Here is a 20,641-nt window from a genome sequence, read left to right as displayed (position 1 = left end):
GAGGCCCGCCATGCCGGCGCGCATCGATGACCTGCTGGTCCTCAACGCCAACCTCAACAAGACCGACTTCGCGAAGTATCTGCGCGACCGCGAGGCGGTGCTGCCGACCGATTTCGGCGGGCTCGGCGATGGCGTGGCGAACGATCGCACGGCCATCCAGGCCTGCTTCGATCGCGCCGCGGCCGATGGGAAGTTTGCGGTCATCCCGCCCGGCACCTGGAACGTGGGCAGCGGGGTCACGCTCGGTGGCGGCGCCCGCGGCCTGATCATGCGCGGCGTCATCCGATACACAGGCGCGGCCAACGCGCCCGCCACCGTGCTGACGCTGGGCGATGGCGGCACCACGCGCAATGGCGAGAAGCTCTATGCCGGGCTACAGGTGATCAGGCAGACGCAATCCGATTGGGCCTCCGAAGCCGATATCGGCATCCTGGTGCGCAACATCGACGCCTCGGTGGTGGAGCTGCGCCTGGTCTCGGGCTTCACCATCGGGATGCGGACGCTGGGCGATGGCCGCGGAGTCGAGGACAGCACCTTTCACCTGCTGCGCATCCTGAACAACCGCTACGGGCTCGACATCCGTGCCGAAACGGCGACGGCCTGGAACACCTCCATCCGCTACTATGGCGGCCACTTCGCCCTTGCCACGGGGATCAACCCCACCATCGACCGCTACGGCATCCGCTTCTCGCGCGGCGCCGGCGGTTACAACAACCACAATCGGCATGTCTTCGACGGGCCGAACTTCGAGCTGCGGCAGCTCGACCCGAACGTCGCCATCCCTTTCCTGAACGAGACGGACGGCACCGCCATCATCGGGCGCGCGCTGCGCATGGAGGCCTGCTCGCCGATCGTGGCGCGGCACACTGGCAGCGCGACCGACTGCGAATATGAGGTGGCCTGGGCCAATACCTATGCCGTGCGGATGGACTACACCTCCACCGCCGACCGCGCCGGCAACGCGGTGATCAATCGCCACCGCGCGCCGGCGTCGCGGCTGCTGCGGGTGCTGGAGGCGGTGCCGAACCTCCGCGCCGCGGCCTTTCGGCAGAGCGCGACCGAGATCGGCGTGGAGAGGCTGGCGACGCTGGCGACCTCCACCACAGCAGCCACCACCTTGGCTGGGCTGAGCTTCAACGGGCTGGACGGGATCGCCGCCACCGCGCGCGGGCTGCTGCTGGATGCGAACCGGGGCATGGCCATCGTGGTGGACACCTCCTCGGCGAAGGAGTTCGCGCTGGCGCATTGGCTGGTCGGCGGGGTCGATGGCGGGCGGCTTTTCGTGCGCGTGTTCGATGCGGCAGCCAATGTGCGGGAGAACATCGCCGGCGACGTGCTGGCCTCGGGCACCACCATGCAGTGGAACGCGCCGGCGAAGGGCTGGAATGCCGGCGCGGTGATGGCCGATGCCTCGCTCAACCGGAGGCAGACGATCCGGGTGGGTGCTGGCGTGGCCTTCGCGCAGGTCGGCATCGTGGGCTTCGACGGGCAGATCGAGCTCGAGGCGCTGCGGCTGTTCGGGCTGCCGGAGGCGGCTCCGGCCGTGCTCTATGCCTGCCCCTCGGTGCCGGTAGGGACGCGAAGCCTGGCGCTGGAGACGACATGGGACCTGCCGAGCCTGACCGCAGGCGCGACGGCGAACATCGACGTCACGGTGCCTGGCGCGCGGCGCGGCGACTTCGCCGATGCCTCGCTCGACACCAGCAGCATCGCCTTCGTGCTGGACTGCCATGTGTGGTCGAACAACAGCGTGCGCGTGACGGCGCGAAACGTCAGCGCGTCGACGGTGGACCTCGCAGCGGTGGCGCTGTCAGTCCAGGTGGTGAAGCGCAGGGTGGCGTAGAACCAAACGAGCCTGCGTCGCACCCCCAAATGCGCCGATCACCGCCGCCCCACCAGCATCCGCAACTTCTCCAGCGCAACTCGCTCGGATTCCTTGTAGTCCACGGTCCCGGCAAACCGTCCCTCGGCATCCAGCAGGAAGACGCTCGCCGAATGGTCCATCGTGTATCCGCCGCCCTCCAGCGGGACGCGACGGTAGAACACACGGAAGCCGTTCGCCGCCGCGGCGATCTGCGCCTCGGTGCCGGTCAGGCCGATGATCCTCCGGTCGAACGCCTCCAGATAGGCGGCCATGGCCTGCGGGGTGTCGCGCTCCGAATCGACGCTCACGAAGACCCACTGGATGCGATCCGCGTCCGGCCCCAGCGCCTCGATGAAGCCGGTCATCTCGGTGAGCGTGGTCGGGCAGACATCGGGGCAATAGGTGAAGCCGAAGAACACGGCCATCGGCCGGCCGCGGAAGTCGCGCTCCGTCACCGCGCGGCCGCGATGGTCGGTCAGGCTGAACGGCCCGCCGATCGCCAGCGTCTGCGGCCCGGTCGCCACGCGCGGCGGCGCCAGTGGACCATCGGAGACCAGCCACCCGCCGGTGGTGGCCAGCAACAGGGCACCCAGGACGCCAACGGCGCCCCAGGCGACCCAACGGATGATGCGCAGCACCGGCCGGCTCAATGGCCCTGGTGCGGGCCGGTGCCGCGCGCGCCCGGCGCATCGACAGCCAGTTCGACCGCGACCCGACCGGCGCGCTCGAACACCAGCGTCACCGGCACGCGAGCGCCCTGTTCGAAGCCGCCCTGCGGCCCGATCAGCATTAGATGCAGGCCGCCGGGGGCGAGCCGCACCTCCCCGCCCGGTGGCAGCGCGATGCCGCCGGCGATCGGGCGCATGCGCATGATGCCGTCGGTGACGGACATCTCGTGCAGTTCGACGCGCGCCGCGCGCGGCGTCTCGGCCGCGACCAGGCGATCCGGTGCGGCGCCGGTGTTGCGGATGACCATGTAGCCGGCGGCGGTCGGCGCCGAGGCGCCGACGGCACGCGTCCAGGGATGGTCGATGACCAGGTCGCCGGCACGGAAGTCGTGCGCGGCGAGCGGGGCGCCGAGGAAAGGCAGGGAGACGAAGGCAGCGCCGGTCATCAGGACCGCGCGCAGGAAGGTGCGACGCATAATGGGATTGCTCCGACAAGGGATGGAACGGCCCCGCGCCAGGCGGGACCGGCTTCAGCCGAGGGGCGGAGCGGCGGGCGGCGCGCGGGCCGGCGGCGGCGCCCGCGCCGGCGGCAAGGGCGATGCGCCGGCAACCGCGGCGCGGGGCGCGGCCAGCGGCGCCCAGGCCGGCATCGGCAGCACGACAGGAGTGGCCGGCGGCGCATCCACGGCATCGGGCAGGCGGCACAGCGGGCAATGCGTCACCTCCGCGGCATCCGGCGCCTGGTCGGGCGCGTCCGGCGCGGCCAGGCCGGACGGCAGGCACAGGGTTGCGCGCAGCATGGCGTCGAAGGCAGCCCGGTCCATCGCCGCGAAGACCGGGAGCGGCGCCAGCAGCCGCGCCACCATGCCCAACAGCACCAGGGCGGAGACCGGCCCTCGCAAGGCGCGCCAGATGTCCCTCATGCCGCGCGCGGCCCCCAGAGGATGATCGCGGCGCCGGCCAGAACGACCGTGCCGCCGGCAAGATCCGAGCGATCAGGCGCAATCCCCTCGACCACGCGCAGCCAGACCAGGCTGGCCACGACATAGATGCCGCCATAGGCCGCATAGGCGCGCCCCGCCGCGACGACCTCGACCAGGGTCAGCAACCACGCGAAGGCGATCAGCGCAGCGACGCCCGCAACTGCCCACACCGCCGAATGGCCGAGCCGCAGCCACGCCCAGAAGGCGAAGCAGCCGGCGATCTCCGCCAGCGCCGCCGCGGCGTAGATCGCCGCCGTCCTCATCGCCGGGCAGGCGCCTCGGCGACCTCGATGCCGGGGATGCAGGACTGCCGTGTCAGCCAGGGCCAGGGATTCTCCGCGCGGCCGTCGCGGCGCAGCTCGACATGCAGGTTCGCCCCGGTGGTGCGCCCGGTGCGCCCCACCACGCCCAGGTCCTGGCCCGCCGCGACCGGACGCCCGGCGGCCACGCCCGACGCGAATCGCGCGAGGTGGGCATACCGTGCGCGGGAGCCGTCGGCGTGCTCGATCTCGATCATCAGGCCGTAGTCGTAGTAGCGGCCGGCAAAGACCACCACGCCGTCGCTCGGCGCCACCACGGGCGTGCCCATCGGCGCGCGGATATCGACGCCAGGATGCGGCCTGCCGTGGCGCGAGCCGAAGCCGGAGGAGAACTCGCCTGCGACCGGCATAGTCGCTGGACAGGGGGCTGCGAGCGCGGCGGGCCCGGTACCGAGAACGAGCGCGACACCGAGGATCAGGGAGGGGCGATGGATCATGGCGCGGTCCGTGCCTTGACGCGCTCCGGAAGGCAACCCCGCATCCTCAGCCACGCGGCGTCGTGCCCGGCGGCAGCAGCGGGCGGACCAGCGCGGAGAAGCGCTCGAAGCTCTGCACGCCGCGATGCAACTGCCCGTTGATGACGAAGGACGGGGTCGCGTTGACGCCCGACTCGCGCTCGCCCTGGAGCCGCATCAGGATGATCGGGTCGGTGAAGCCGCGGTCGGTCATGCAGGCGTCGATCCGCGCCGCGGGAATGCCGGCGAGCGTGCCGGCGCGACGCAGCCAGGTGCGCGCATCCGGGCTGTGCGCCCAGGCCTCCTTGTTCGCGTAAAGCGTCGAGATCAGCGCCTCGTAGCGCTCCGGTCCGCCGCAATGGACCATCGCCGCCGCATCGAGCGCCACGCGGTCAAGCGGGAAGTCGCGCATCACGAATCGGACCAGCCCCGGCTCGATGAAGGTCGTGCGGATGCGCGGAAAGATCGTGGTGTGGAAGTTCGCGCAATTCCCGCAGGTCAGGGAGTGGTACTCGATAACCGCCACCGGCGCGTCGGCGCGACCGATGATGCGCTCGCCCGGCAGGGGGCGCGGCGTGTCGGGGCCGGGTGCCGTCGGCTCGAAGGCCTGGGGCCCGGGCGCCTGGGCGAAGGCGGCCGACGCGGGAACGGAGAGTGCCGCGGCGAGCGCCGCCCGGCGGGTGGTGGCGTGGGACATGGGTGGTTCCTCCGGTTCAAGGATCATGGTCATTGGGCCTGCACCTGTGGCGATGGTGCGCGGAAGCTGGTGAGCACCAGCAGCGTGACGCCGCAGACGATGGCGACATCGGCCATGTTGAAGGTCGGCCAGTGCCAGCCGCCGTAGTGCGCGTCGATGAAGTCGGTGACCGCGCCGATGCGCAGGCGGTCGAGGATGTTGCCGAGCGCGCCGCCGATGATGAGGCCGATTGCCGTCGCCTCGGTCCGGCTGGCCGCGCGCCGCAGCCAAAGCAGCAGCCAGGCCACCACCGCGAGCTTGATGCCGACCAGCAGCCAGACCGCGCCGGCGGCGCTTTCGGCGAACATCCCGAAGGTGACGCCGGTGTTGAAGCCGAGCCGCAGGTTCAGCACCGGCAGCAACGTGATGCCCTCGCTGTAGGGTGGCCAGAGCGCATCGAGCGCCCAGGCCTTGGTTGCCTGGTCGATGGCCGCGGCGATCGGCACGGCGAGCAGGCCGAAGCGCCGCAGGGCGCGGGGGGCGGGCGTGGTCATCCCAGCTGAGCCAGCCATGGAAAGGCCTCCAGGATCCAGATGGCGAGACGGGTCATCTCGCCGGTTGCGATGGCGAGGCCGGCGGCGAGCATGATGACGCCGCTCGCGACCTGCAGGATGCGCCCCAGCCGCCCGAGCCGCCGCGCGCGGGCCATCGCCGCCGGCAGGTAGAAGGCCGCCAGCAGGAAGGGCACGCCGAGGCCGAGCGCATAGGCGGCGAGCAGCCCGACGCCGGCGCCGGGCGTGAACGCCGCCGCCGTCAGCACGCCGGCCAGCACCGGCCCGATGCACGGCGTCCAGCCGAAGCCGAAGGCGACGCCGATCAGCGTCGCGGAGACCGGGCCGCCGCCCTCGCCCGGCGGCCTGAAGCGCAGGTCGCGCATCAGCGGTGCCACGCGCAGCAGGCCCATCTGAACCAGGCCCATCGCCGCGATCAGCAGGCCGGCGACTATGGTGAGCTCGTTGGACCAGCGCCGCAGCAGCCCGCCGATGGCGGTCGCCCCCAGGCCCAGCAGCACGAAGACCAGCCCGAAGCCCAACACGAAGAAGGCCGACAGGCGCAGCGCCCGCCACCGCTCCGCCCGCGCCGTCGCCAGGTCCGTCCCCGCCACCCAGGCGACATAGCCCGGCACAAGGGGCAGCACGCAGGGCGACAGGAAGGAGACCAGCCCCCCGCCGAAGGCCAGCACCAGGCCGAACAAGGTGAGGTCGATCGTCATGCGCGCCGCCGCCCGGCCAGCGCGAGCCCCGCCAGCGCCGCGACGCCGATCGCAAAAGGCACATCGCCGAAGCGCGCATAGGGCGTACCACCGGCCAGCGCCGCCGGCAGCGGCAGGTCCAGCACGCCCTCGGTCGCCAGCGGCAGCCGCGCGCGCTCGCGCCCCATCGCGTCGGTCACCAGCGAGATGCCGCTGTTGGCCACGCGCACCAGCGGCAGGCCGAGCTCGATGGCGCGCAGCCGGGCGGCCAGGGCATGCTGGTACGGGCCCCAGGAGGTGCCGAACCAGGCATCATTGGTCACTGTCAGGATCCAGCCGGGCATCGGACCGTGTGCCGGCAGCGTGGTGGGGAAGATCGCCTCGTAGCAGATCAGCGGCCAGAACGCCGGCAGGCCGGCGACGCGCATCGCCTGGCGCGGCGGGCCGGGGATGAAGTCCACCGTCCCCACTGTGAGCTTCGGCAGGTCCGCGAGCAGCCGACGGAACGGCTGGTATTCGCCGAAGGGCACCAGCCGGATCTTGTCGTAGGCCGCGGTGATCTCCCCGCTGTCGTCAAGCGCGACCAGGCTGTTGAGCAGCGCCGGGGCGCCATCGGCCGCGATGGTTTGCCGCACGGCGCCGGTCAGCAGCGCGCCGCCGGGCGGGACGATGCGCGCGACCGCTGCGCGGATCGCCGGCGCCTCAGCGAGGAGGTAGGGCACGGCACTTTCCGGCCAGATCACATGGGTGGGGGCCACGCCATCCGGCGCCGGCGCGGCGCTGAGCGCCAGCAGCCGGCCCAGGATTCGCTCGCGCTCTCCCTCGGCCCATTTCAAGTCCTGGGGGATGTTGGGCTGCACCAGGCGCAGGCGGATGTCCGGGACCTCGGCGGGCGTCGCATCGGCAAGGCGCGCCGCGCCCCAGGCCCAGGGCAGGGCGATGACGACCACCGCGGCCAGCGCGGGCCCGACGCGCCGCTGCCGCACCGCCACGCCCACCAGCACGGCGGCGAGCACGGCGAGCAGCCCCAGGCCATGGATGCCGACAAGGGCGGCCGCCTGCAGCCCGGCATCGCTGCCGCCCCAGGCATGGCCCGCGATGTTCCACGGAAAGCCGGTGAACACGGTGCCGCGCAGCCATTCGCCCGCGACCCAGGACGCGGCCAGCGCCAGGGCGAGCGGTACGCCGCCCGCGCGGCCGGCCAGCAGCCGCGCGGTGGCGACCGAGACGGCGGGGAACAGCGCCAGCCCGGCGCTGAGCGCGGCGAGCGCCGGCAGCGCCAGCGCGCCGAAGCGGGCCGCATCCACGCTGAAGGCCTCGGTGATCCAGGACAGGCCGACCAGGAACGATCCCAGGCCGAACAGCCAGCCGAGCGCGAAGGCACCGCGCAGCGATGCCGTCCGCTCCAGCAGGAACCACAGGCCGCCGAAGGCCGCCACGCCCGCCGGCACGACAAGCAGCGGCGCCAGCGCGAACGCGCTGAGCGCACCCAGGCCGAGGGACGCGCCACCCCAGGCCAGGCGCTGCGCGATGCCACGGATCGGCAGTGGCGCGGGCTTCACTCGGGCAAGCGCAGAAGTGCCGCGCATTGCCGAGCCGAACGCGGCAGGAGGCGTGCCGGACGCCCGTGACGGCCCGCAGCCTGTCACGGCGCGGCCTGCCGCGCGGGCACAGGCGCCAGCCGATCTTCCCGGGGGACGCGCGCCATCGAGACGGCGTAGAACAGGGCCGCGAGGCCAAGCAGGACAGCCAGCAAGGCCCGCGACCGTGAACGACGCCGCGCCAAGGCGCGGTGCAGCTCGGCACTGTCGTTCGCGGCCGGCGTATTCATCGTCAGTGCCAATGCGCCCGAAGCGACACGACCACTGCGCCTGCGCGTTCGAAGCGCAGCGTGACGCGGATCTCATCGCCGAGCGCGAGCGGTACCTGCAGGTCGCGCAGGAGAAGGTGCCGCCCGCCGGGCTCCAGGGCGACGACGTCGCCAGCAGGGATCACGAAGCCCTCGGTGACGGCGCGCGCGCCGCCGGCTGCGGACGCGTCTGGTTCGCGCAGTTCGACAGCGGCCGCGCCGGCCGACGTGGCGCCGAGCAGCCTCTCCGCTTCATGGCCGCGGTTGCGGATCGTCACGAAGCCGAAGGGCAGGCGCTGGTCGTTATCCGCGGCCTTCGCCCAGGCTCCGGTCAGAAGCAGGCTGCCCGCCTGAACATCCTGGGCCGCGGCCGGACCGGCCACGATCAGGCGCCACGCAAGGAGAACGGCGGGCATCAGCCAGCGCCGCCCGATGATGGTGTCGGGCGTCATGCGGTCGCCCGTCCGCTGTTCCGCGGCGCGCTGGTTTCCGCCATCAAGCACATCAGGCAGCATCCCTGGAACCCGCAGGCGTCCAGCGCAGCAGCCTGAGCGCATTCAGCGTCACCAGCACGGTCGCGCCGGTATCCGCCATGATGGCTGGCCACAGGCCGGTGATGCCGAGCATCGTCGTGACCAGGAACACCGCCTTCAGCCCGATCGCGACGGCGACATTCTGCTTCACGTTCGCCATGGTCGCGCGCGACAGGGAGACGAGTTCGGCCACCCCCGTCACGCGGTCCTTCAGCACGGCGGCATCGGCGGTTTCCAGCGCGACATCGGTACCGCCGCCCATCGCCACGCCGACATTGGCTGCCGCCAGCGCCGGCGCGTCGTTGATGCCATCGCCGACCATCACCACCGTGCCGCGCTCGCGCAGCTTGCCGATCTCGCGCAGCTTGTCGTCGGGCAGCAGTTCCGCCTTGGCGTCGAGGCCGAGCGAGATGGCGATCGCCTCGCCGGTGCGGCGGTTGTCGCCGGTCAGCATCACCGGGCGCACGCCAAGCGCGGTGATCGCCGCGATGCCGGACGCGGCATCCGCGCGCGGTTCATCGCGCAGCGCGACCAGCGCGGCCACGACGCCGCCGGCCAGCACCACCGACACCGTCTTGCCCTCGCCCTGGAGCCGCTCCAGCTCGGCTTCCAGCGGACCGAGCGCGGCATTGGACTCCCTCGCATGGCGCGGGCTGCCGATGCTGACCGCCACGCCGCCGACCGTGCCGGCCACGGCGCGGCCAGGGATGGCCGACTGCGCCTCGGCCGCCGGCACCGCGACCCCGCGCGCCGCCGCCTCCGCCAGGATCGCCTTAGCGAGCGGGTGGGAGGAGCCCTGTTCGACCGCGGCGGCGAGCGCGAGGACCTCATCGGCGATGCGCCCCTCGGCCGGCAGCACGTCGGTGACGCGCGGGCGGCCTTCGGTGAGCGTGCCGGTCTTGTCGAAGGCGACGGTCGTCGCGCTGCCGATCGCCTCCAGCGCCGCGCCGCCCTTGATCAGCAGGCCGCGTCGCGCGCCGGCCGACAGGCCCGAGACCATCGCCGCCGGCACCGAGATCACCAGCGCGCAGGGACAGGCGATCAACAGCACCGCGAGGCCGCGGTAGATGCTGGTGCTCCAGTCCCAGCCGAGAAGGAAGGGCGGCAGCAGGATGACCAGAAGGGCGACGATCATCGCGCCCGGCGTCCACCAGGTCGAGAAGCGCTCGATGAAGCGCTGCGTCGGCGCGCGGGAGGCGGTGGCCTCCTCCACCATGCGAATGATGCGCGCGATGGTGTTGTCGGACGCGGCACGCGTGACGCGCACGCGGATGGCGCCCTCGGCGTTGATGCTGCCGGCGACCACGGCCTCGCCGGGGCCGCGCGAGACGGGCACGCTCTCCCCGGTGACCGGGCTTTCGTCGAGGGCGGAGCTGCCTTCCTCGATCAGGCCGTCGCAGGCCACGCGGTCGCCGGGGCGGATCAGCACCAGGTCGCCGACCGCGAGCCGGTCGGCCGGCAGTTGTTCGGTCGTGCCGTCGGGCCGCAGCCGCAGCGCGGTGCGCGGCATGAGGTCGGCCAGCGCGCGGATGCCGGCGCGGGCGCGCCCGGCGGCGACGTTCTCCAGCAATTCGCCGACCGCGAAGAGCAGCACGACGACAGCGGCCTCCTCGGCGGCGCCGATGATCGCGGCGCCGATCGCGGCGGTGACCATCAGCGTCTCGATGCTGAACGGACTGCCGGCGCGGGCCAGGGCGAAGGCGCGCCGGCCGAAGGGCACCAGCGCGACGGCGGTGGCGGCGAGGAACAGCGGGTAGGTCAGCCGCTCCGGCAGGACGATGGACAGCGCGTAGGCACCGACCACCAGGCCCCCCAGCAGCCAGACGAGGATCGCCTTGCCGCTGCGCCACCAGGGCTTGCCGGCATCGGCAGGGTCGTCGTGGTCGTGGCCATGCGCCGCCGGGCCGGCGGCAGGTCCTGGCTCGGCACCATGCGCATGGCCTGCGTGGCCGTCCTTGCCGTCATGACCGTGACCGTCAGCGCCATGGGCGTGGTGATGGCCGCAATCGGCGTCATGGACATGAGCTGGGGCGGCCGCGGCGACGGGCGCCATTGGCATGACCTTGTAGCCCAGGATCTCGACCTGGCGAGCCACACCCTCGGCCGGCGTGGTGTCCGGCGCGAGCGCGACCGTCAGCCGCTCGGCCATCAGGTTCACCTGGACCTCCGAGACACCGGGCAGGCGTTCCACCGCCCTGGTCACCTTGGCGACGCACGAGGCGCAGTCCATGCCCTCGACCCGCCATGTCAGCTTCCTGGACTCACCCATGGCATCTGTCCTGATCGTCATGCGCGACCGTATGAGACCTCCAGCGGCTGGAGGTTCAAGGGGCTATTCGTCCGCCGGTGCCATTTTCGTCCCGCGCTGACGCAGGCGCGCTGGCGGTGTCGGATGCGACGTTATCCCCGCTTGCGCGCGGACAGCGATGTTTGGGATAGATCGGTACCCCCCGCGCCAGGAGCCTTGCCGTGCCGTCAATCAGTTCCCCGGATCTGCGCGTCGGTCGCCGGCTCGTGGTGCGCGCCGCGCTGGCTGCGCCGTTCATCGCCGCCGGACGCGCCGCCGGCGCACAACCAGTGGCCGAGGCACCTGCGTCGGCGCCCGCCGGCTCGCTCTTCGTCCTCAATTCCCTCGACGCCAATGTGCAGGTGCTGGACCCCGCCAGCAGCAGCGACCTGCGCCGCGTGCCCGTGCTGCGCGAACCGCACCACCTGGTGCTGACCCCCGCGCGGGACCTAATCCTGGTCGGCGATTCCGGCGCCAACGAGATGTTCCTGCTCGACCCGCGCAGCGGCGAGGTGCGTCGGCGGGAGCCGATCAGCAATCCCTACAACCTCGGCTTCACGCCGGACGGCAGGCGGCTGGTCGTCACCAGCCTGCGGCGTAACCAGGTGGACATCTACCGCTGGGACGGCGCCGCCCTGGCCTTCGAGGGCCGCCTGCAGGCCGGGCGCAAGCCGAGCCACGTCACCTTCTCGCCGGATTCGCGCTTCGCCTTCGTGACCCTGCAGGGCGAGGCGGCGGCCATCGCGGTCGACCTCGACACCCGCACCGAGGCCTGGCGCGCCGAGGTCGGGCGCGACCCTGCCGGTATCCTGTGGCATCGCGGGCGCATCCTGGTGGGCGTCATGGGCGGCGACTACGTGTCGGTGATCGATCCGGTGGCGCGGCGCGCCGACCGGCAGATCACCGTCGGACGCGGCGCCCACGCGCTGTTCGAGGGGCCGCGGGACGGACTGGTCTATGTCACGTCGCGCGTCGACAGCCGGATCACCGCGCTCGACCCGCAGACGCTGGAGATCAAGCGCGTCCACGAGATCGGCGGCGGTCCGGACTGCCTGACCTTCGACGCGGACGGCACGATCTGGGCGACGCTGCGATGGACCGGGCGGATCGCCAGCATCGACCCGCGCAGCGGCGCGGCGCGCGTGTCGCGCGTCGGGCGGTCGCCGCACGGCATCCTGTTCGCGCCGACGGCCGCCGCCTGAGGGTTGGTGGCAGGGTCTGCGCGGCGCCGTCCGGACGCCTCGTTCCTCAATCGCCGAAGGCGGCGTCGAACAGCAGCTTCATGTTCAGCCCGACGATCACCGCCGCGGTCGCCCAGCCCAGGGCCAACTGCCAGGCGGGCGCGGTGAACACCCCCATCCGCTTGCGATCCTGCGCGAACAGCATCAGCGGGATCACCGCGAAGGGCAGCTGCATCGACAGGATCACCTGGCTGAGGATCAGCAACTGCGCCGTACCGGACGCGCCATACATCCAGGTCACGATCACCGCCGGGATGATGGCGATCAGCCGGGTGACCAGCCGCCGCAGCACCGGCGGCAGGCGAAAGCGCAGGAAGCCTTCCATCACCACCTGCCCGGCCAGCGTCGCGGTGACCGTGGCGTTCAGCCCGCACAGCAGCAACGCCACGCCGAAGGCCGTGGCCGCGATGCCCGCACCCAGCAGCGGCGTGAGCAGCTGGTAGGCCTCGCCGATCTCGGCGACCTCGGTATTGCCGCTGGCGTGGAACGTGGCGGCGGCGGTGATCAGGATGGCGGAATTGATCAGCAGCGCGAGCGTCAGCGCGAGGGTGCTGTCGATGGTGGCGAACTTGATTGCCTCCCGCTTGCCCGCGTCATCGAGGTTCCAGGACCGCGACTGCACCACGGCGGTGTGCAGGTACAGGTTGTGCGGCATCACCGTCGCACCCAGGATGCCCATGGCGATGTAGAGCTGCGTCTGGTTCGTCACGATCGAGACAGCGGGGATGTAGCCGTTCAGCACCGCCGCCCAATCCGGGTCGGACAGCACGATCTGGATGCCGAAGCAGCCGACGATCAGCACGATGAAGCCGAAGATCAGCGCCTCCAGCCAGCGCACGCCCTTGTTCTGCAGCCAGAGGATCAGGAAGGCGTCGAAGGCGGTCAGGAACACGCCGTAGAGGAGCGGGATTCCAAACAGCAGTTCAAGCGCGATGGCGGTGCCGATCAGCTCGGCAAGGTCGGTGGCGCAGATGGCGATCTCGGCGAACAGCCACAGCGGATAGGCGACGACCTTGGGGAACCGCTCCCGGCACAACTGGGCCAGGTCGCGTCCGGTGGAGACGCCGATGCGCACGCACAGCGCCTGCAGCAGAATCGCCATCAACGAGGAGGTGAGCGCGACCGCGAGCAGCGTGTAGCCGAAGGCGGATCCGCCGGCGAGCGAGGTCGCCCAGTTGCCCGGGTCCATGTAGCCGACCGCGACCAGATAACCCGGACCCATGAAGGCAAAGAGCTTGCGGAGAAACCCGCCGGCGTTGGGCACCGCCACCGAGCGGTGGACCTCAGGCAGGCTTGGAAGGCCGGCCTGTGCAGGTGGCGCGGCAACCTCGGATGGCGGATTCACGCTGGCCCTCCAAAATTTAGCGTCGGCTAAATCATAGTGACTCGGCTATCGCCGATGTCAAGAGGTGCCGCTATAGTGCTGTATGTCTCGCGCTTCGCCACGCCCGCTGCCCCCGCCGGAAGACCATGCGGCCCGCTTCGCTCAGCAGCGCGAGGCCGACCGCACGGCGATCGCCGAGGACTACGTCGAACTGATCGCCGACCTCCTTCAGGAGGAAGGCGAGGCGCGGGCTGTGGATATCGCACGACGCATGGGAGTTGCGCAGGCGACGGTCGCCGCGACTGTCGCGAGGCTGCAGCGCGATGGCCTGGTGGAGACCAAGCCTTATCGCGGCTTGTTCCTGACGCCCGCCGGCCAGGCGGTGGCATCCGCGGCCCGGGCGCGACACGAACTGGTCGTCCGGTTCCTCCTGGCGGTGGGGCTCGACCCGGAGACGGCGGAGGCCGACGCCGAGGGGCTTGAGCACCATGCCAGCGACAAGGCCCTGGCCGCCTTCGCGCGCTTCCTCGCGAGGCAGGAGGGCGACCGGACGTGAGCGCGACATTCTCGATCGGCGATCTCGCGCGTGCCACGGGGGTCAAGCCGACCACGATCCGGTGGTACGAACAGGAGGGGTGGCTGCCCCCACCAGGTCGGACCGAGGGCGGCCATCGAGCTTACGGCGCTGCGCACCTGCGGCGCCTCGGGTTCATTCGCCACGCCCGGGAACTGGGCTTCGAGAGCGAGGCAATCCGCGCTTTACTCGACCTCGCGGACAGGCCGGATGCAGACTGCGGACAGGCGCATGCGCTGGCCACCGCGCAGATTGGCGAGATCGACGCGCGGCTACGGCGTCTCACGGCGCTGCGTGCGGAGCTTCAGCGTATGGCCACGAGTTGCGAGGGCGGCGTCGTCGGTGAGTGTCGGATCATCGAGACGTTGGCCGATTTCGGGCACGGGCACTGCGAGGATCCAACACACGGGACGCGGTGACCCAGCCGGCGAGACGCGTCTCACGAACACCAGAGAAGGTTGGATTCCGGTTCCCACCGCTGCTCCAATTTCCCCAGCAAATTCAATACCTTGTAGCCGATACCTTGGGGCCGCCTTGTGGAGCATTCGTTCCTGGGGGCCGGATAGGGTGCCATTTTCGCGTGGCTGTAGGCGGTTTTGGGCGAACTTCGGCGAACGAAGGGCGGGTACTCGCGACGCCGCCCGGGCAGAGGTGTTCGACTACATCGAGCGGTTCTACAATCCGACGCGACGCCACTCGGCCATCGGCTATCTCAGCCCGGTGGCATTCGAGCGCTTGGCCGGTTCAGGCTAAACTCGGTGTCCATCGAACCGCCAGCAGGCCATAGTCTGGGCCATCATAGAGCGAAGTCGGCCTGCTTCAGGGCTGCGTCGGTCTCCTCGCGGTTCACAACGACGATGTGTTGGCTCCGAGCGGGGAGCCGTTCCGGATGACCCAGTAGGTTGAGGCGCTTCAGGACGTAGAACAGCATCGCGTAGCGGACCTCGATCTCGCCCTCGCCATCAGTCATCCGGTAGTCCCTCACGACACTGGCCTGCTGATCGCGACTGAGGTCGGGATGGGGCGCGATCCTGATCTTGAAGCGCTCCTGCCAGAGCTTATCGGCCGCCCCGTGCGCACCTCCCGCCTGCGGATCGCGCGACCCACTGATGCGCGGGAGCAGGAAGTCCTTAAACCTGTCGGTCAGATGGCAATAGGCACGGACATGCCAGCGGAAGCCATCATAGCCAAAGGCGTGCGTCGTGATCCTGCGCCACATCGGCTTGGGGCGGTCGAGGCTCATCGACTGGTAGAGGATCTCCAGCGACTGACCGTTGCGGTGAGCCGAGAGAATGGCCCTTAGGCAGTCTTCACTCACCTCACGCGTCGGCGTGACGACGATGTCGACCTCCGGCTCGTTGGCGATCCATGACTCCGCCCTTTCTGTCAGTCCCTCGGCGAGGGAACGCAGGCGCTGGAGATAGTTCTCGGGCCCCCGCTCCAGGAACACGGGTCGGAAGTCCTCCCCCGCCACATACCGCTTCGACACCTTGTCGTAGACCGCGTTGCCCGGCGCCCGCTCCTGATAGAGGGTCAGGTCCTTCGAGGCCTGGGGTTCGGACACGCGAAACGCGGCCATGATGTCGGACCGGCGGACGCCGCCCTCCCAGGACAGGCGGAACTCGATGAACTCGAGTCTTCGCTCCACCCCCCAGTTGATCTTGCCGTCGTCGGCCGCCATGACTTTTTGCTCCCATAGGCACAGAAAGTATATGGACATACTTTTAAGCTCGGTGTAGTTTCTATCCCTACAAGCGAATCTTGTCAATCGGTTCCTAACCAGGCGGCACCCCGCTTCCGGGCACGGGGGATCGCGTCTGCCTGGATCACACAGGAAAAAGCGAAAGGGACTGCAATGCCGCTGAACAATACGCAGCTGCGCTACTACGACTACAACGTGCTCCGCCTCCCCAAGGATAAGCGGACCGAATATAACGCTCAGGTCGATCGCCTGATCGATAACCTGCGCAAAAACGTGCGAGACAAGACCGAGATCAAGATCACGAAGGTGATCAAGGCGGGCTCGTTCGCAAAGCACACCATCCTGCGCAAGACGACCGACGATCCGGTAGACGTGGACGTGGTGTTCTACATCTCGGGCAAGGACGCGCTCGTCGAGACGATCGAGACCCTGACCGCCGACATCACGAAGCTGCTCGAGGCGCAGTATCCCAACAAGTCGGTGGAGGACTTCACCATCCAGTCGAAGGCGGCGACGGTCGCGTTCGTAGGGTCTGGGCTGTCGGTCGACATCGTGCCGGTGATCCAGGACGAGGAGGCCTCCGAATACGGCTGGCAGTACGACATCCGCGACGGCAGCAAGACGCACACTTGCGCACCGTGCCAGGTGAATTTCGTCTACAAGCGCAAGCAGGCCGACCCCGACTTCCGCACCCTGGTCCGTCTCGGGAAGCGCTGGAGCCGCCGCGCCGAGGTGAAGGGCCTCAAGTCGTTCCACGTCGAGCTGATCATGGCCCACCTGCAGGATACCCGCGGCAAGCCAACGAGCATCGAGCAGCGCTTCTGCGACTTCCTCCTCTTCATCGCGCAGTCGGAGCTCAAGCAGGTCATCTCCTTTCCGGAGAACGGCGCCTCGATCCCTTCCTTCGGCCATCCGGTCGTGATCATCGACCCGGTCTGCGACACCAACAATGTGGCGAGCCGGATTACCGAGGCCGAGCGCAAGGCGATCGTCGAGGCGGCCCGCGACGCCTGGGAGACCGCCAACTTCGCGTCGATCGAGAACGACGACGTGGTTTGGAAGGAGCTCTTCGGCCCCAAGTTCCGGACGGAGGACCAGTGATGAACACGACCACCACCACCCAGACCTACAGCACCACCGACGTCCAAAACGTCGTGCGGCGCTTCCAGGCCGACCTCAAGATGATCGCCGACAGCACCGGGGCCATCTCGAGCGAGGACGTGGCGAACTACGTCCACGACATCGAACTGTTAGCGAAGATGGGATACCTGGCCTCCATCGACGTAACGCTGCTCAACCTCGGCACCGAGGTTCGCGCCGCCTGCTATACTGTCGACACGGACGCGGGCGGGCTTGTCTCGAGCCGGCCAGGCAACGCGATGTGGCCGCGGGTGACGATCCCGACGCTCCGCATCGTGATCTCCTACACCAGTTCCTACGACCACGATGCGCACCAGGCGATGAGCGGCAGGCTCAACCTCACCTGGTCCACCAACTACGACGACACCAGCCACGCCAGCCTCAACGACGACGGCGGGCGCAACTACACCAGCGGCTCGTATGGGCTGAAGCGGAAGGATTGGACGAAGTGAGCCAGACCGACATCTTCGACAGCGAGACCGTTGTGCCGGACGCGGGCCTGGCGCAGCGCGCCGGGACGCTTCTCGGGTTCCAGGAACGCTACGCCCGCGTTCACGACCAGCTGCGGCTGCTCCTCGCCGCCGACAAGCTCGGCGACTGGAGCCGACGCCACCACCGCCAGCAGCTCGCGATCACTAACCTCGTCGCCGACCAGTATCCGCTGGTCGTGTTCCACGGCGACGTCGGCACCGGCAAGACGGCGATGGCGGAATGCATCGCTAACCGCCTGCTTACCGACGCCCGTTCCGAGGATGCGACGATCTTTCGGCTGTCCAACCGCGTGCGCGGCAGCGGCAAGGTCGGCGAGATGACCACGCTGCTCGCCGAGGCGCTGAAGCGCGTCACCGCGTCGGTCGGCAAGACGCGGCGCGCCGTCCTCGTCATCGACGAGGGCGACAGCATCGCTGCGGCCCGCACGCAGGAGCACAGCCATCACGAGGACAAGGTCGCGGTGAACACCCTGATCCAGGGCATCGACGACCTGCGCCGCTACAAGGGTCGCATTGTCGTGATCCTTTGCACCAACCGGCTGAGCGTCCTCGATCCAGCGCTGCTGCGCCGCGCCGCCATCGTCGACCGGTTCGACCGGCCGTCCGACGCGGAACGCCGCGCTCTGCTGGAGATGGATCTCGATGGGCTTGAGCTCACGGCGGCGCAGTTTGGCGAACTGGTCAGGCTGACGGGCCAGACGCAGGAGAAGCCCCTCTGGACCTATTCCGACTTCCGCACCCGCTTCTACCCCGCCGCGATGGCGAAGGCCTTCCCCGACGGCCCGCTGCGCTACGAACATTTGCGCGCCGCCGCCACCGAGATGTCCGGGTCGCGCGTGATGGAGGACCGCTAATGGCCCGCTCCCCCCTTCTCGGCCGGCGCATCCACATCGCCGGCAGCATCTCCAAGGATCTCGCCGTCGCGTCCCCTAACGACGTCGCCAGGTCACGCGAGTTGGTGGTCGGGCTGGTGCGCGCCCTTATGAAACTGGGCGCGACGTTCGTCGTCCCGGTCGACGCCGAGCCGAAGCGCGACGACGGAGGGCCGATCTGCTTCGACTGGCTGGTGTGGCAGACGATCAAGAACGCGATCTCAACCCGCCCGGCTGGCGCGCCCGTCCCTCTCGCGGTCGCGGTCCAGCACCACAAGAACGAGGACCAGATCCCGGAGGAATTCCACGCACTGTGGGACGAGATGCGGGACTCTCCCGTGGTCCGGATGGAAAGCGCCGCACGCTGGAACATGAACAGCAAGCGCATGGAGGCGCAGGCGCGTTACGGCGACATCCTGATCGCGCTCGGCGGCACTGAAGGCGTGCGGTTCCTCGCCGACCTTTATCATGCCGCGGGCAAGCCGGTGATCCCGCTGAACCTGTCGATCACGCCGGAGAACGAGGGCAGCCGCCGCCTCTATTCCTTCGGCGAGGCGAGCGGCAACAGCCGCAAACTGTTCCAGATCGCGGACGGCGGGGATTCGCACGACTGGATCAACCGCATCCGCTTTCCGGCCCGCCAGTCGGTGCAGGACAGGGTCACCGTCCTAGTCGACCTGCTCGAGAACCTTGAGCGGCCGAGGGCGTTCGCGGTGCGCCTCCTGGCGCCCGACCAGGAGGAGTTCGCGGCCGTCCAGGGCTTCTTCGACACCGTCGTGCAGCCGGTGATCGAGGACGAGCTCGGCTACCGACTTACCGTCATCGACGGGCGTCAAGCCTACGATCACGCGCGCATCGATGACGAGATCTTCGCGAAGCTCCACCGCGCCAGCGTCGTGGTCGCCGACATAACCGGGTCGCGGCCCAACTGTTTCCTCGAGCTCGGCTACGCGCTTGGACGGTCCATCCCGACGATCGTCACCGCCCGTGACGGCTCCGACACGCCGTTCGACATCAAGACGCTGGCCGGACTGCGCTGGAAGACCGACGGCACCGCCGAGGATCGCCGCAAGGCGTTCCGCGAGCACTGGGAGGCGGTCCGCAACCGTCCACCGCTTGTCACCGTGGAGGAACTGATCGCGTGAGCACGTCCAGACAAGAGATCTTCATCTCGATCGACGTGGAGACCGCGGGCCCGATCCCCGGCGAATACAGCATGCTCTCGATCGGAGCCTGCGTCGTGGCCGCCCCGTCCACGACATTCGCGTGCGAGCTGAAGCCGATCAACGACCGGTTCGTGCAGGAAGCGCTCGAGGTCTCGGGGATGTCGTTGGACCAGCTCAAGCGGGACGGGACGGAACCCGAGGCCGCCATGCGTCGCTTCCGCGCCTGGGTCGACAAGGTCGCGGGCGACGCCACGCCGGTCTTTGTCGGGTTCAACGCTCCGTTCGACTGGTCGTTCGTGAACTACTACTTCCACAGGTTCACCGGTGAGAACCCGTTCGGCTTCACCGCCCTGGACATCAAGGCGCTCTGGATGGGCGTGTCCGGCTGCAGCTGGGCAGACACTCGGTCGAGCCGCATCGCGGAGGAAGTCCATCCCGAGCTTCACGGCGACCACGATGCGCTCCATGATGCGCTCTACCAGGCGGAACTCTTCCGGTTGATCCTGAACCGTAAATCCCGCTGCGGTTCCGTTTCCTAACGCACCCCGTTAGCTCGCCGATCTTCCAGAGGAGGATGCCATGACCTGCGCATCATTCTGGCTCGGCGACGGAGGCGGCGGCTGCTGGTCTCCTGAGCAGGCGAAATAATTGAGGCCGCTTCCGCAGGGAGGCAGCCTTTTTCATTCCTGGCCGACTGATTGGGCCAAGCCGGCCGGACTCTCGTAGGCTCCACACGGTCGTAAGTCCAGAATATCGTGCTCGTGGCGTGCATTGGTAGCTGCTATCCCCACGGTCGGGGGAATGTTCGATGCTGACGCAGATCAGAAGGATAAGGGGCCTGGACGTCTTCGACGACTACACGCCCGCGGCTCGTGATCATGTCGCAGACCATCAGCGCGCCACTGATCAAGGGCTTGTCGTCAAGTTGGATCAGCCGCGTGGCCAGCCGATCGGATTGCCGAGCCCCGCGAACCGGACTTCTCCTTCAACCGCACCGATCCGCTGCCGTGCACAACATCGAGCATTATCAGGCTCACCCTGCACTGTGCAGCTCAACTCGAACAGGCGCATGGGCGTGCGGCGCAGCGCGGCGACGTTGCTTCGTGTGGCGACGCCCACCTTTCGACCGCGGCGACGGAGATATGGCCTGCTGCCGGTTTGGTGGACACCTGGATAAGGTTTTCACCCAATCGGAGGCCCTTGCATGGGACGAAGGACATTCAGCCGCGAGTTCAAGCTCGAGG

Annotated in this window: 22 protein-coding genes and 1 pseudogene; 10 read left to right on the top strand and 13 right to left on the bottom strand. The window is 69.4% G+C overall.

Going from position 1 to position 20,641, the window contains the following annotated elements:
• Nucleotides 1-10: 10 nt before the first annotated feature.
• Nucleotides 11-1,843, top strand: a complete 1,833-nt coding sequence (locus tag HEQ75_RS20555) for a hypothetical protein (RefSeq protein ID WP_168033990.1) — start codon at nucleotides 11-13, stop codon at nucleotides 1,841-1,843.
• A 38-nt stretch (nucleotides 1,844-1,881) separates the two neighbouring features.
• Here the strand turns inward: HEQ75_RS20555 and HEQ75_RS20550 are convergent, their stop codons facing one another.
• The 11 genes from HEQ75_RS20550 to HEQ75_RS20500 form a co-directional block, all read right to left on the bottom strand.
• Nucleotides 1,882-2,502 carry an SCO family protein gene (locus tag HEQ75_RS20550; protein WP_007006078.1) on the bottom strand — a complete coding sequence of 207 codons (621 nt, stop codon included), beginning with the start codon at nucleotides 2,500-2,502 and terminating at the stop codon, nucleotides 1,882-1,884.
• An 8-nt stretch (nucleotides 2,503-2,510) separates the two neighbouring features.
• A complete protein-coding gene (locus HEQ75_RS20545; protein WP_007006079.1) occupies nucleotides 2,511-3,008 on the bottom strand; it encodes a copper chaperone PCu(A)C in 498 nt (165 codons plus the stop codon).
• A 54-nt stretch (nucleotides 3,009-3,062) separates the two neighbouring features.
• On the bottom strand, nucleotides 3,063-3,455 hold the full coding sequence (locus HEQ75_RS20540) for a DUF2946 family protein (protein ID WP_168033989.1): 393 nt from the start codon (nucleotides 3,453-3,455) through the stop codon (nucleotides 3,063-3,065).
• Nucleotides 3,452-3,778: a YnfA family protein gene (locus HEQ75_RS20535; protein ID WP_007005759.1), complete on the bottom strand. Its 327-nt coding sequence runs from the start codon at nucleotides 3,776-3,778 to the stop codon at nucleotides 3,452-3,454. Before HEQ75_RS20535 ends, HEQ75_RS20540 begins: the two co-directional genes overlap by 4 nt.
• Nucleotides 3,775-4,185, bottom strand: coding sequence for a M23 family metallopeptidase (locus HEQ75_RS20530; protein WP_235962010.1), 411 nt, complete (start codon nucleotides 4,183-4,185; stop codon nucleotides 3,775-3,777). The genes HEQ75_RS20535 and HEQ75_RS20530 overlap by 4 nt, the downstream gene beginning before the upstream one ends.
• A gap of 133 nt (nucleotides 4,186-4,318) precedes the next feature.
• Complete coding sequence (locus tag HEQ75_RS20525; RefSeq protein WP_157136233.1) at nucleotides 4,319-4,987, bottom strand: thioredoxin domain-containing protein; 669 nt, start codon at nucleotides 4,985-4,987, stop codon at nucleotides 4,319-4,321.
• A gap of 29 nt (nucleotides 4,988-5,016) precedes the next feature.
• A complete protein-coding gene (gene lspA / locus HEQ75_RS20520) occupies nucleotides 5,017-5,520 on the bottom strand; it encodes a signal peptidase II (RefSeq protein ID WP_235962009.1) in 504 nt (167 codons plus the stop codon).
• Nucleotides 5,517-6,239: a cytochrome c biogenesis CcdA family protein gene (locus tag HEQ75_RS20515; RefSeq protein ID WP_209318679.1), complete on the bottom strand. Its 723-nt coding sequence runs from the start codon at nucleotides 6,237-6,239 to the stop codon at nucleotides 5,517-5,519. Before HEQ75_RS20515 ends, lspA begins: the two co-directional genes overlap by 4 nt.
• Nucleotides 6,236-7,780: an apolipoprotein N-acyltransferase gene (gene lnt, locus HEQ75_RS20510; RefSeq protein ID WP_328734522.1), complete on the bottom strand. Its 1,545-nt coding sequence runs from the start codon at nucleotides 7,778-7,780 to the stop codon at nucleotides 6,236-6,238. Before lnt ends, HEQ75_RS20515 begins: the two co-directional genes overlap by 4 nt.
• A gap of 271 nt (nucleotides 7,781-8,051) precedes the next feature.
• Nucleotides 8,052-8,582: a copper chaperone PCu(A)C gene (locus HEQ75_RS20505; protein WP_168033986.1), complete on the bottom strand. Its 531-nt coding sequence runs from the start codon at nucleotides 8,580-8,582 to the stop codon at nucleotides 8,052-8,054.
• Nucleotides 8,572-10,869, bottom strand: a complete 2,298-nt coding sequence (locus tag HEQ75_RS20500; protein WP_235962008.1) for a heavy metal translocating P-type ATPase — start codon at nucleotides 10,867-10,869, stop codon at nucleotides 8,572-8,574. Before HEQ75_RS20500 ends, HEQ75_RS20505 begins: the two co-directional genes overlap by 11 nt.
• A gap of 200 nt (nucleotides 10,870-11,069) precedes the next feature.
• On the opposite strand from HEQ75_RS20500, the gene HEQ75_RS20495 reads away from it, so the two are divergent.
• Complete coding sequence (locus HEQ75_RS20495; protein ID WP_328734520.1) at nucleotides 11,070-12,089, top strand: YncE family protein; 1,020 nt, start codon at nucleotides 11,070-11,072, stop codon at nucleotides 12,087-12,089.
• A 46-nt stretch (nucleotides 12,090-12,135) separates the two neighbouring features.
• Here HEQ75_RS20495 and HEQ75_RS20490 read toward each other — a convergent pair whose 3' ends face one another.
• Nucleotides 12,136-13,473, bottom strand: coding sequence for an Nramp family divalent metal transporter (locus HEQ75_RS20490; RefSeq protein WP_168033984.1), 1,338 nt, complete (start codon nucleotides 13,471-13,473; stop codon nucleotides 12,136-12,138).
• An 82-nt stretch (nucleotides 13,474-13,555) separates the two neighbouring features.
• Between HEQ75_RS20490 and mntR the strand changes: the two genes are divergently transcribed.
• From mntR to HEQ75_RS20475, 3 genes and pseudogenes are all read left to right on the top strand, one after another.
• Entirely contained in the window at nucleotides 13,556-14,008 is a 453-nt protein-coding gene (gene mntR / locus HEQ75_RS20485; protein WP_168033983.1) for a manganese-binding transcriptional regulator MntR, read from the top strand.
• Nucleotides 14,005-14,445: a MerR family transcriptional regulator gene (locus HEQ75_RS20480; protein ID WP_168033982.1), complete on the top strand. Its 441-nt coding sequence runs from the start codon at nucleotides 14,005-14,007 to the stop codon at nucleotides 14,443-14,445. Before mntR ends, HEQ75_RS20480 begins: the two co-directional genes overlap by 4 nt.
• A gap of 208 nt (nucleotides 14,446-14,653) precedes the next feature.
• Nucleotides 14,654-14,779: pseudogene (locus HEQ75_RS20475) on the top strand (IS3 family transposase); the annotation flags it as partial.
• Nucleotides 14,780-14,822: 43 nt separating this feature from the next.
• Here HEQ75_RS20475 and HEQ75_RS20470 read toward each other — a convergent pair.
• Nucleotides 14,823-15,707 carry a WYL domain-containing protein gene (locus HEQ75_RS20470; RefSeq protein ID WP_168033981.1) on the bottom strand — a complete coding sequence of 295 codons (885 nt, stop codon included), beginning with the start codon at nucleotides 15,705-15,707 and terminating at the stop codon, nucleotides 14,823-14,825.
• Between the two features lie 174 nt (nucleotides 15,708-15,881).
• Here HEQ75_RS20470 and HEQ75_RS20465 point away from each other — a divergent pair, with 174 nt between their 5' ends.
• Genes HEQ75_RS20465 through HEQ75_RS20445 form a run of 5 tightly spaced genes read left to right on the top strand, consistent with a single transcriptional unit; the run spans nucleotide 15,882 to nucleotide 19,936 of the window.
• A complete protein-coding gene (locus HEQ75_RS20465; RefSeq protein ID WP_168033980.1) occupies nucleotides 15,882-16,829 on the top strand; it encodes a CBASS oligonucleotide cyclase in 948 nt (315 codons plus the stop codon).
• Nucleotides 16,829-17,320 carry an HORMA-1 domain-containing protein gene (locus HEQ75_RS20460; RefSeq protein ID WP_168033979.1) on the top strand — a complete coding sequence of 164 codons (492 nt, stop codon included), beginning with the start codon at nucleotides 16,829-16,831 and terminating at the stop codon, nucleotides 17,318-17,320. The genes HEQ75_RS20465 and HEQ75_RS20460 overlap by 1 nt, the downstream gene beginning before the upstream one ends.
• The gene (locus HEQ75_RS20455; RefSeq protein ID WP_168033978.1) at nucleotides 17,317-18,213 is read left to right on the top strand and encodes an AAA family ATPase; all 897 of its coding nucleotides are present in this window, start codon (nucleotides 17,317-17,319) and stop codon (nucleotides 18,211-18,213) included. The genes HEQ75_RS20460 and HEQ75_RS20455 overlap by 4 nt, the downstream gene beginning before the upstream one ends.
• Nucleotides 18,213-19,376: a hypothetical protein gene (locus tag HEQ75_RS20450; protein ID WP_168033977.1), complete on the top strand. Its 1,164-nt coding sequence runs from the start codon at nucleotides 18,213-18,215 to the stop codon at nucleotides 19,374-19,376. Before HEQ75_RS20455 ends, HEQ75_RS20450 begins: the two co-directional genes overlap by 1 nt.
• A complete protein-coding gene (locus tag HEQ75_RS20445; RefSeq protein ID WP_168033976.1) occupies nucleotides 19,373-19,936 on the top strand; it encodes a 3'-5' exonuclease in 564 nt (187 codons plus the stop codon). The genes HEQ75_RS20450 and HEQ75_RS20445 overlap by 4 nt, the downstream gene beginning before the upstream one ends.
• Nucleotides 19,937-20,641: the final 705 nt, after the last annotated feature.

Origin of the sequence: Falsiroseomonas selenitidurans, assembly GCF_012103215.1 — a bacterium.
GTDB lineage: Bacteria > Pseudomonadota > Alphaproteobacteria > Acetobacterales > Acetobacteraceae > Falsiroseomonas > Falsiroseomonas selenitidurans.
Note: the sequence above shows the minus strand (reverse complement) of the source record. Positions and strands in the feature narration are given on the sequence as shown.

Coding starts and splice junctions, on each gene's coding strand:
- HEQ75_RS20470 (WP_168033981.1), bottom strand. CDS start 15,707: ATGGCGGCCGACGACGGCAAGATCAACTGGGGGGTGGAGCGAAGACTC.
- HEQ75_RS20500 (WP_235962008.1), bottom strand. CDS start 10,869: ATGGGTGAGTCCAGGAAGCTGACATGGCGGGTCGAGGGCATGGACTGC.
- lspA (WP_235962009.1), bottom strand. CDS start 5,520: ATGACCACGCCCGCCCCCCGCGCCCTGCGGCGCTTCGGCCTGCTCGCC.
- HEQ75_RS20505 (WP_168033986.1), bottom strand. CDS start 8,582: ATGCTGCCTGATGTGCTTGATGGCGGAAACCAGCGCGCCGCGGAACAG.
- HEQ75_RS20535 (WP_007005759.1), bottom strand. CDS start 3,778: ATGAGGACGGCGGCGATCTACGCCGCGGCGGCGCTGGCGGAGATCGCC.
- HEQ75_RS20450 (WP_168033977.1), top strand. CDS start 18,213: ATGGCCCGCTCCCCCCTTCTCGGCCGGCGCATCCACATCGCCGGCAGC.
- HEQ75_RS20540 (WP_168033989.1), bottom strand. CDS start 3,455: ATGAGGGACATCTGGCGCGCCTTGCGAGGGCCGGTCTCCGCCCTGGTG.
- HEQ75_RS20545 (WP_007006079.1), bottom strand. CDS start 3,008: ATGCGTCGCACCTTCCTGCGCGCGGTCCTGATGACCGGCGCTGCCTTC.
- HEQ75_RS20525 (WP_157136233.1), bottom strand. CDS start 4,987: ATGTCCCACGCCACCACCCGCCGGGCGGCGCTCGCCGCGGCACTCTCC.
- HEQ75_RS20555 (WP_168033990.1), top strand. CDS start 11: ATGCCGGCGCGCATCGATGACCTGCTGGTCCTCAACGCCAACCTCAAC.
- HEQ75_RS20530 (WP_235962010.1), bottom strand. CDS start 4,185: ATGCCGGTCGCAGGCGAGTTCTCCTCCGGCTTCGGCTCGCGCCACGGC.
- HEQ75_RS20460 (WP_168033979.1), top strand. CDS start 16,829: ATGAACACGACCACCACCACCCAGACCTACAGCACCACCGACGTCCAA.
- mntR (WP_168033983.1), top strand. CDS start 13,556: ATGTCTCGCGCTTCGCCACGCCCGCTGCCCCCGCCGGAAGACCATGCG.
- HEQ75_RS20465 (WP_168033980.1), top strand. CDS start 15,882: ATGCCGCTGAACAATACGCAGCTGCGCTACTACGACTACAACGTGCTC.
- HEQ75_RS20515 (WP_209318679.1), bottom strand. CDS start 6,239: ATGACGATCGACCTCACCTTGTTCGGCCTGGTGCTGGCCTTCGGCGGG.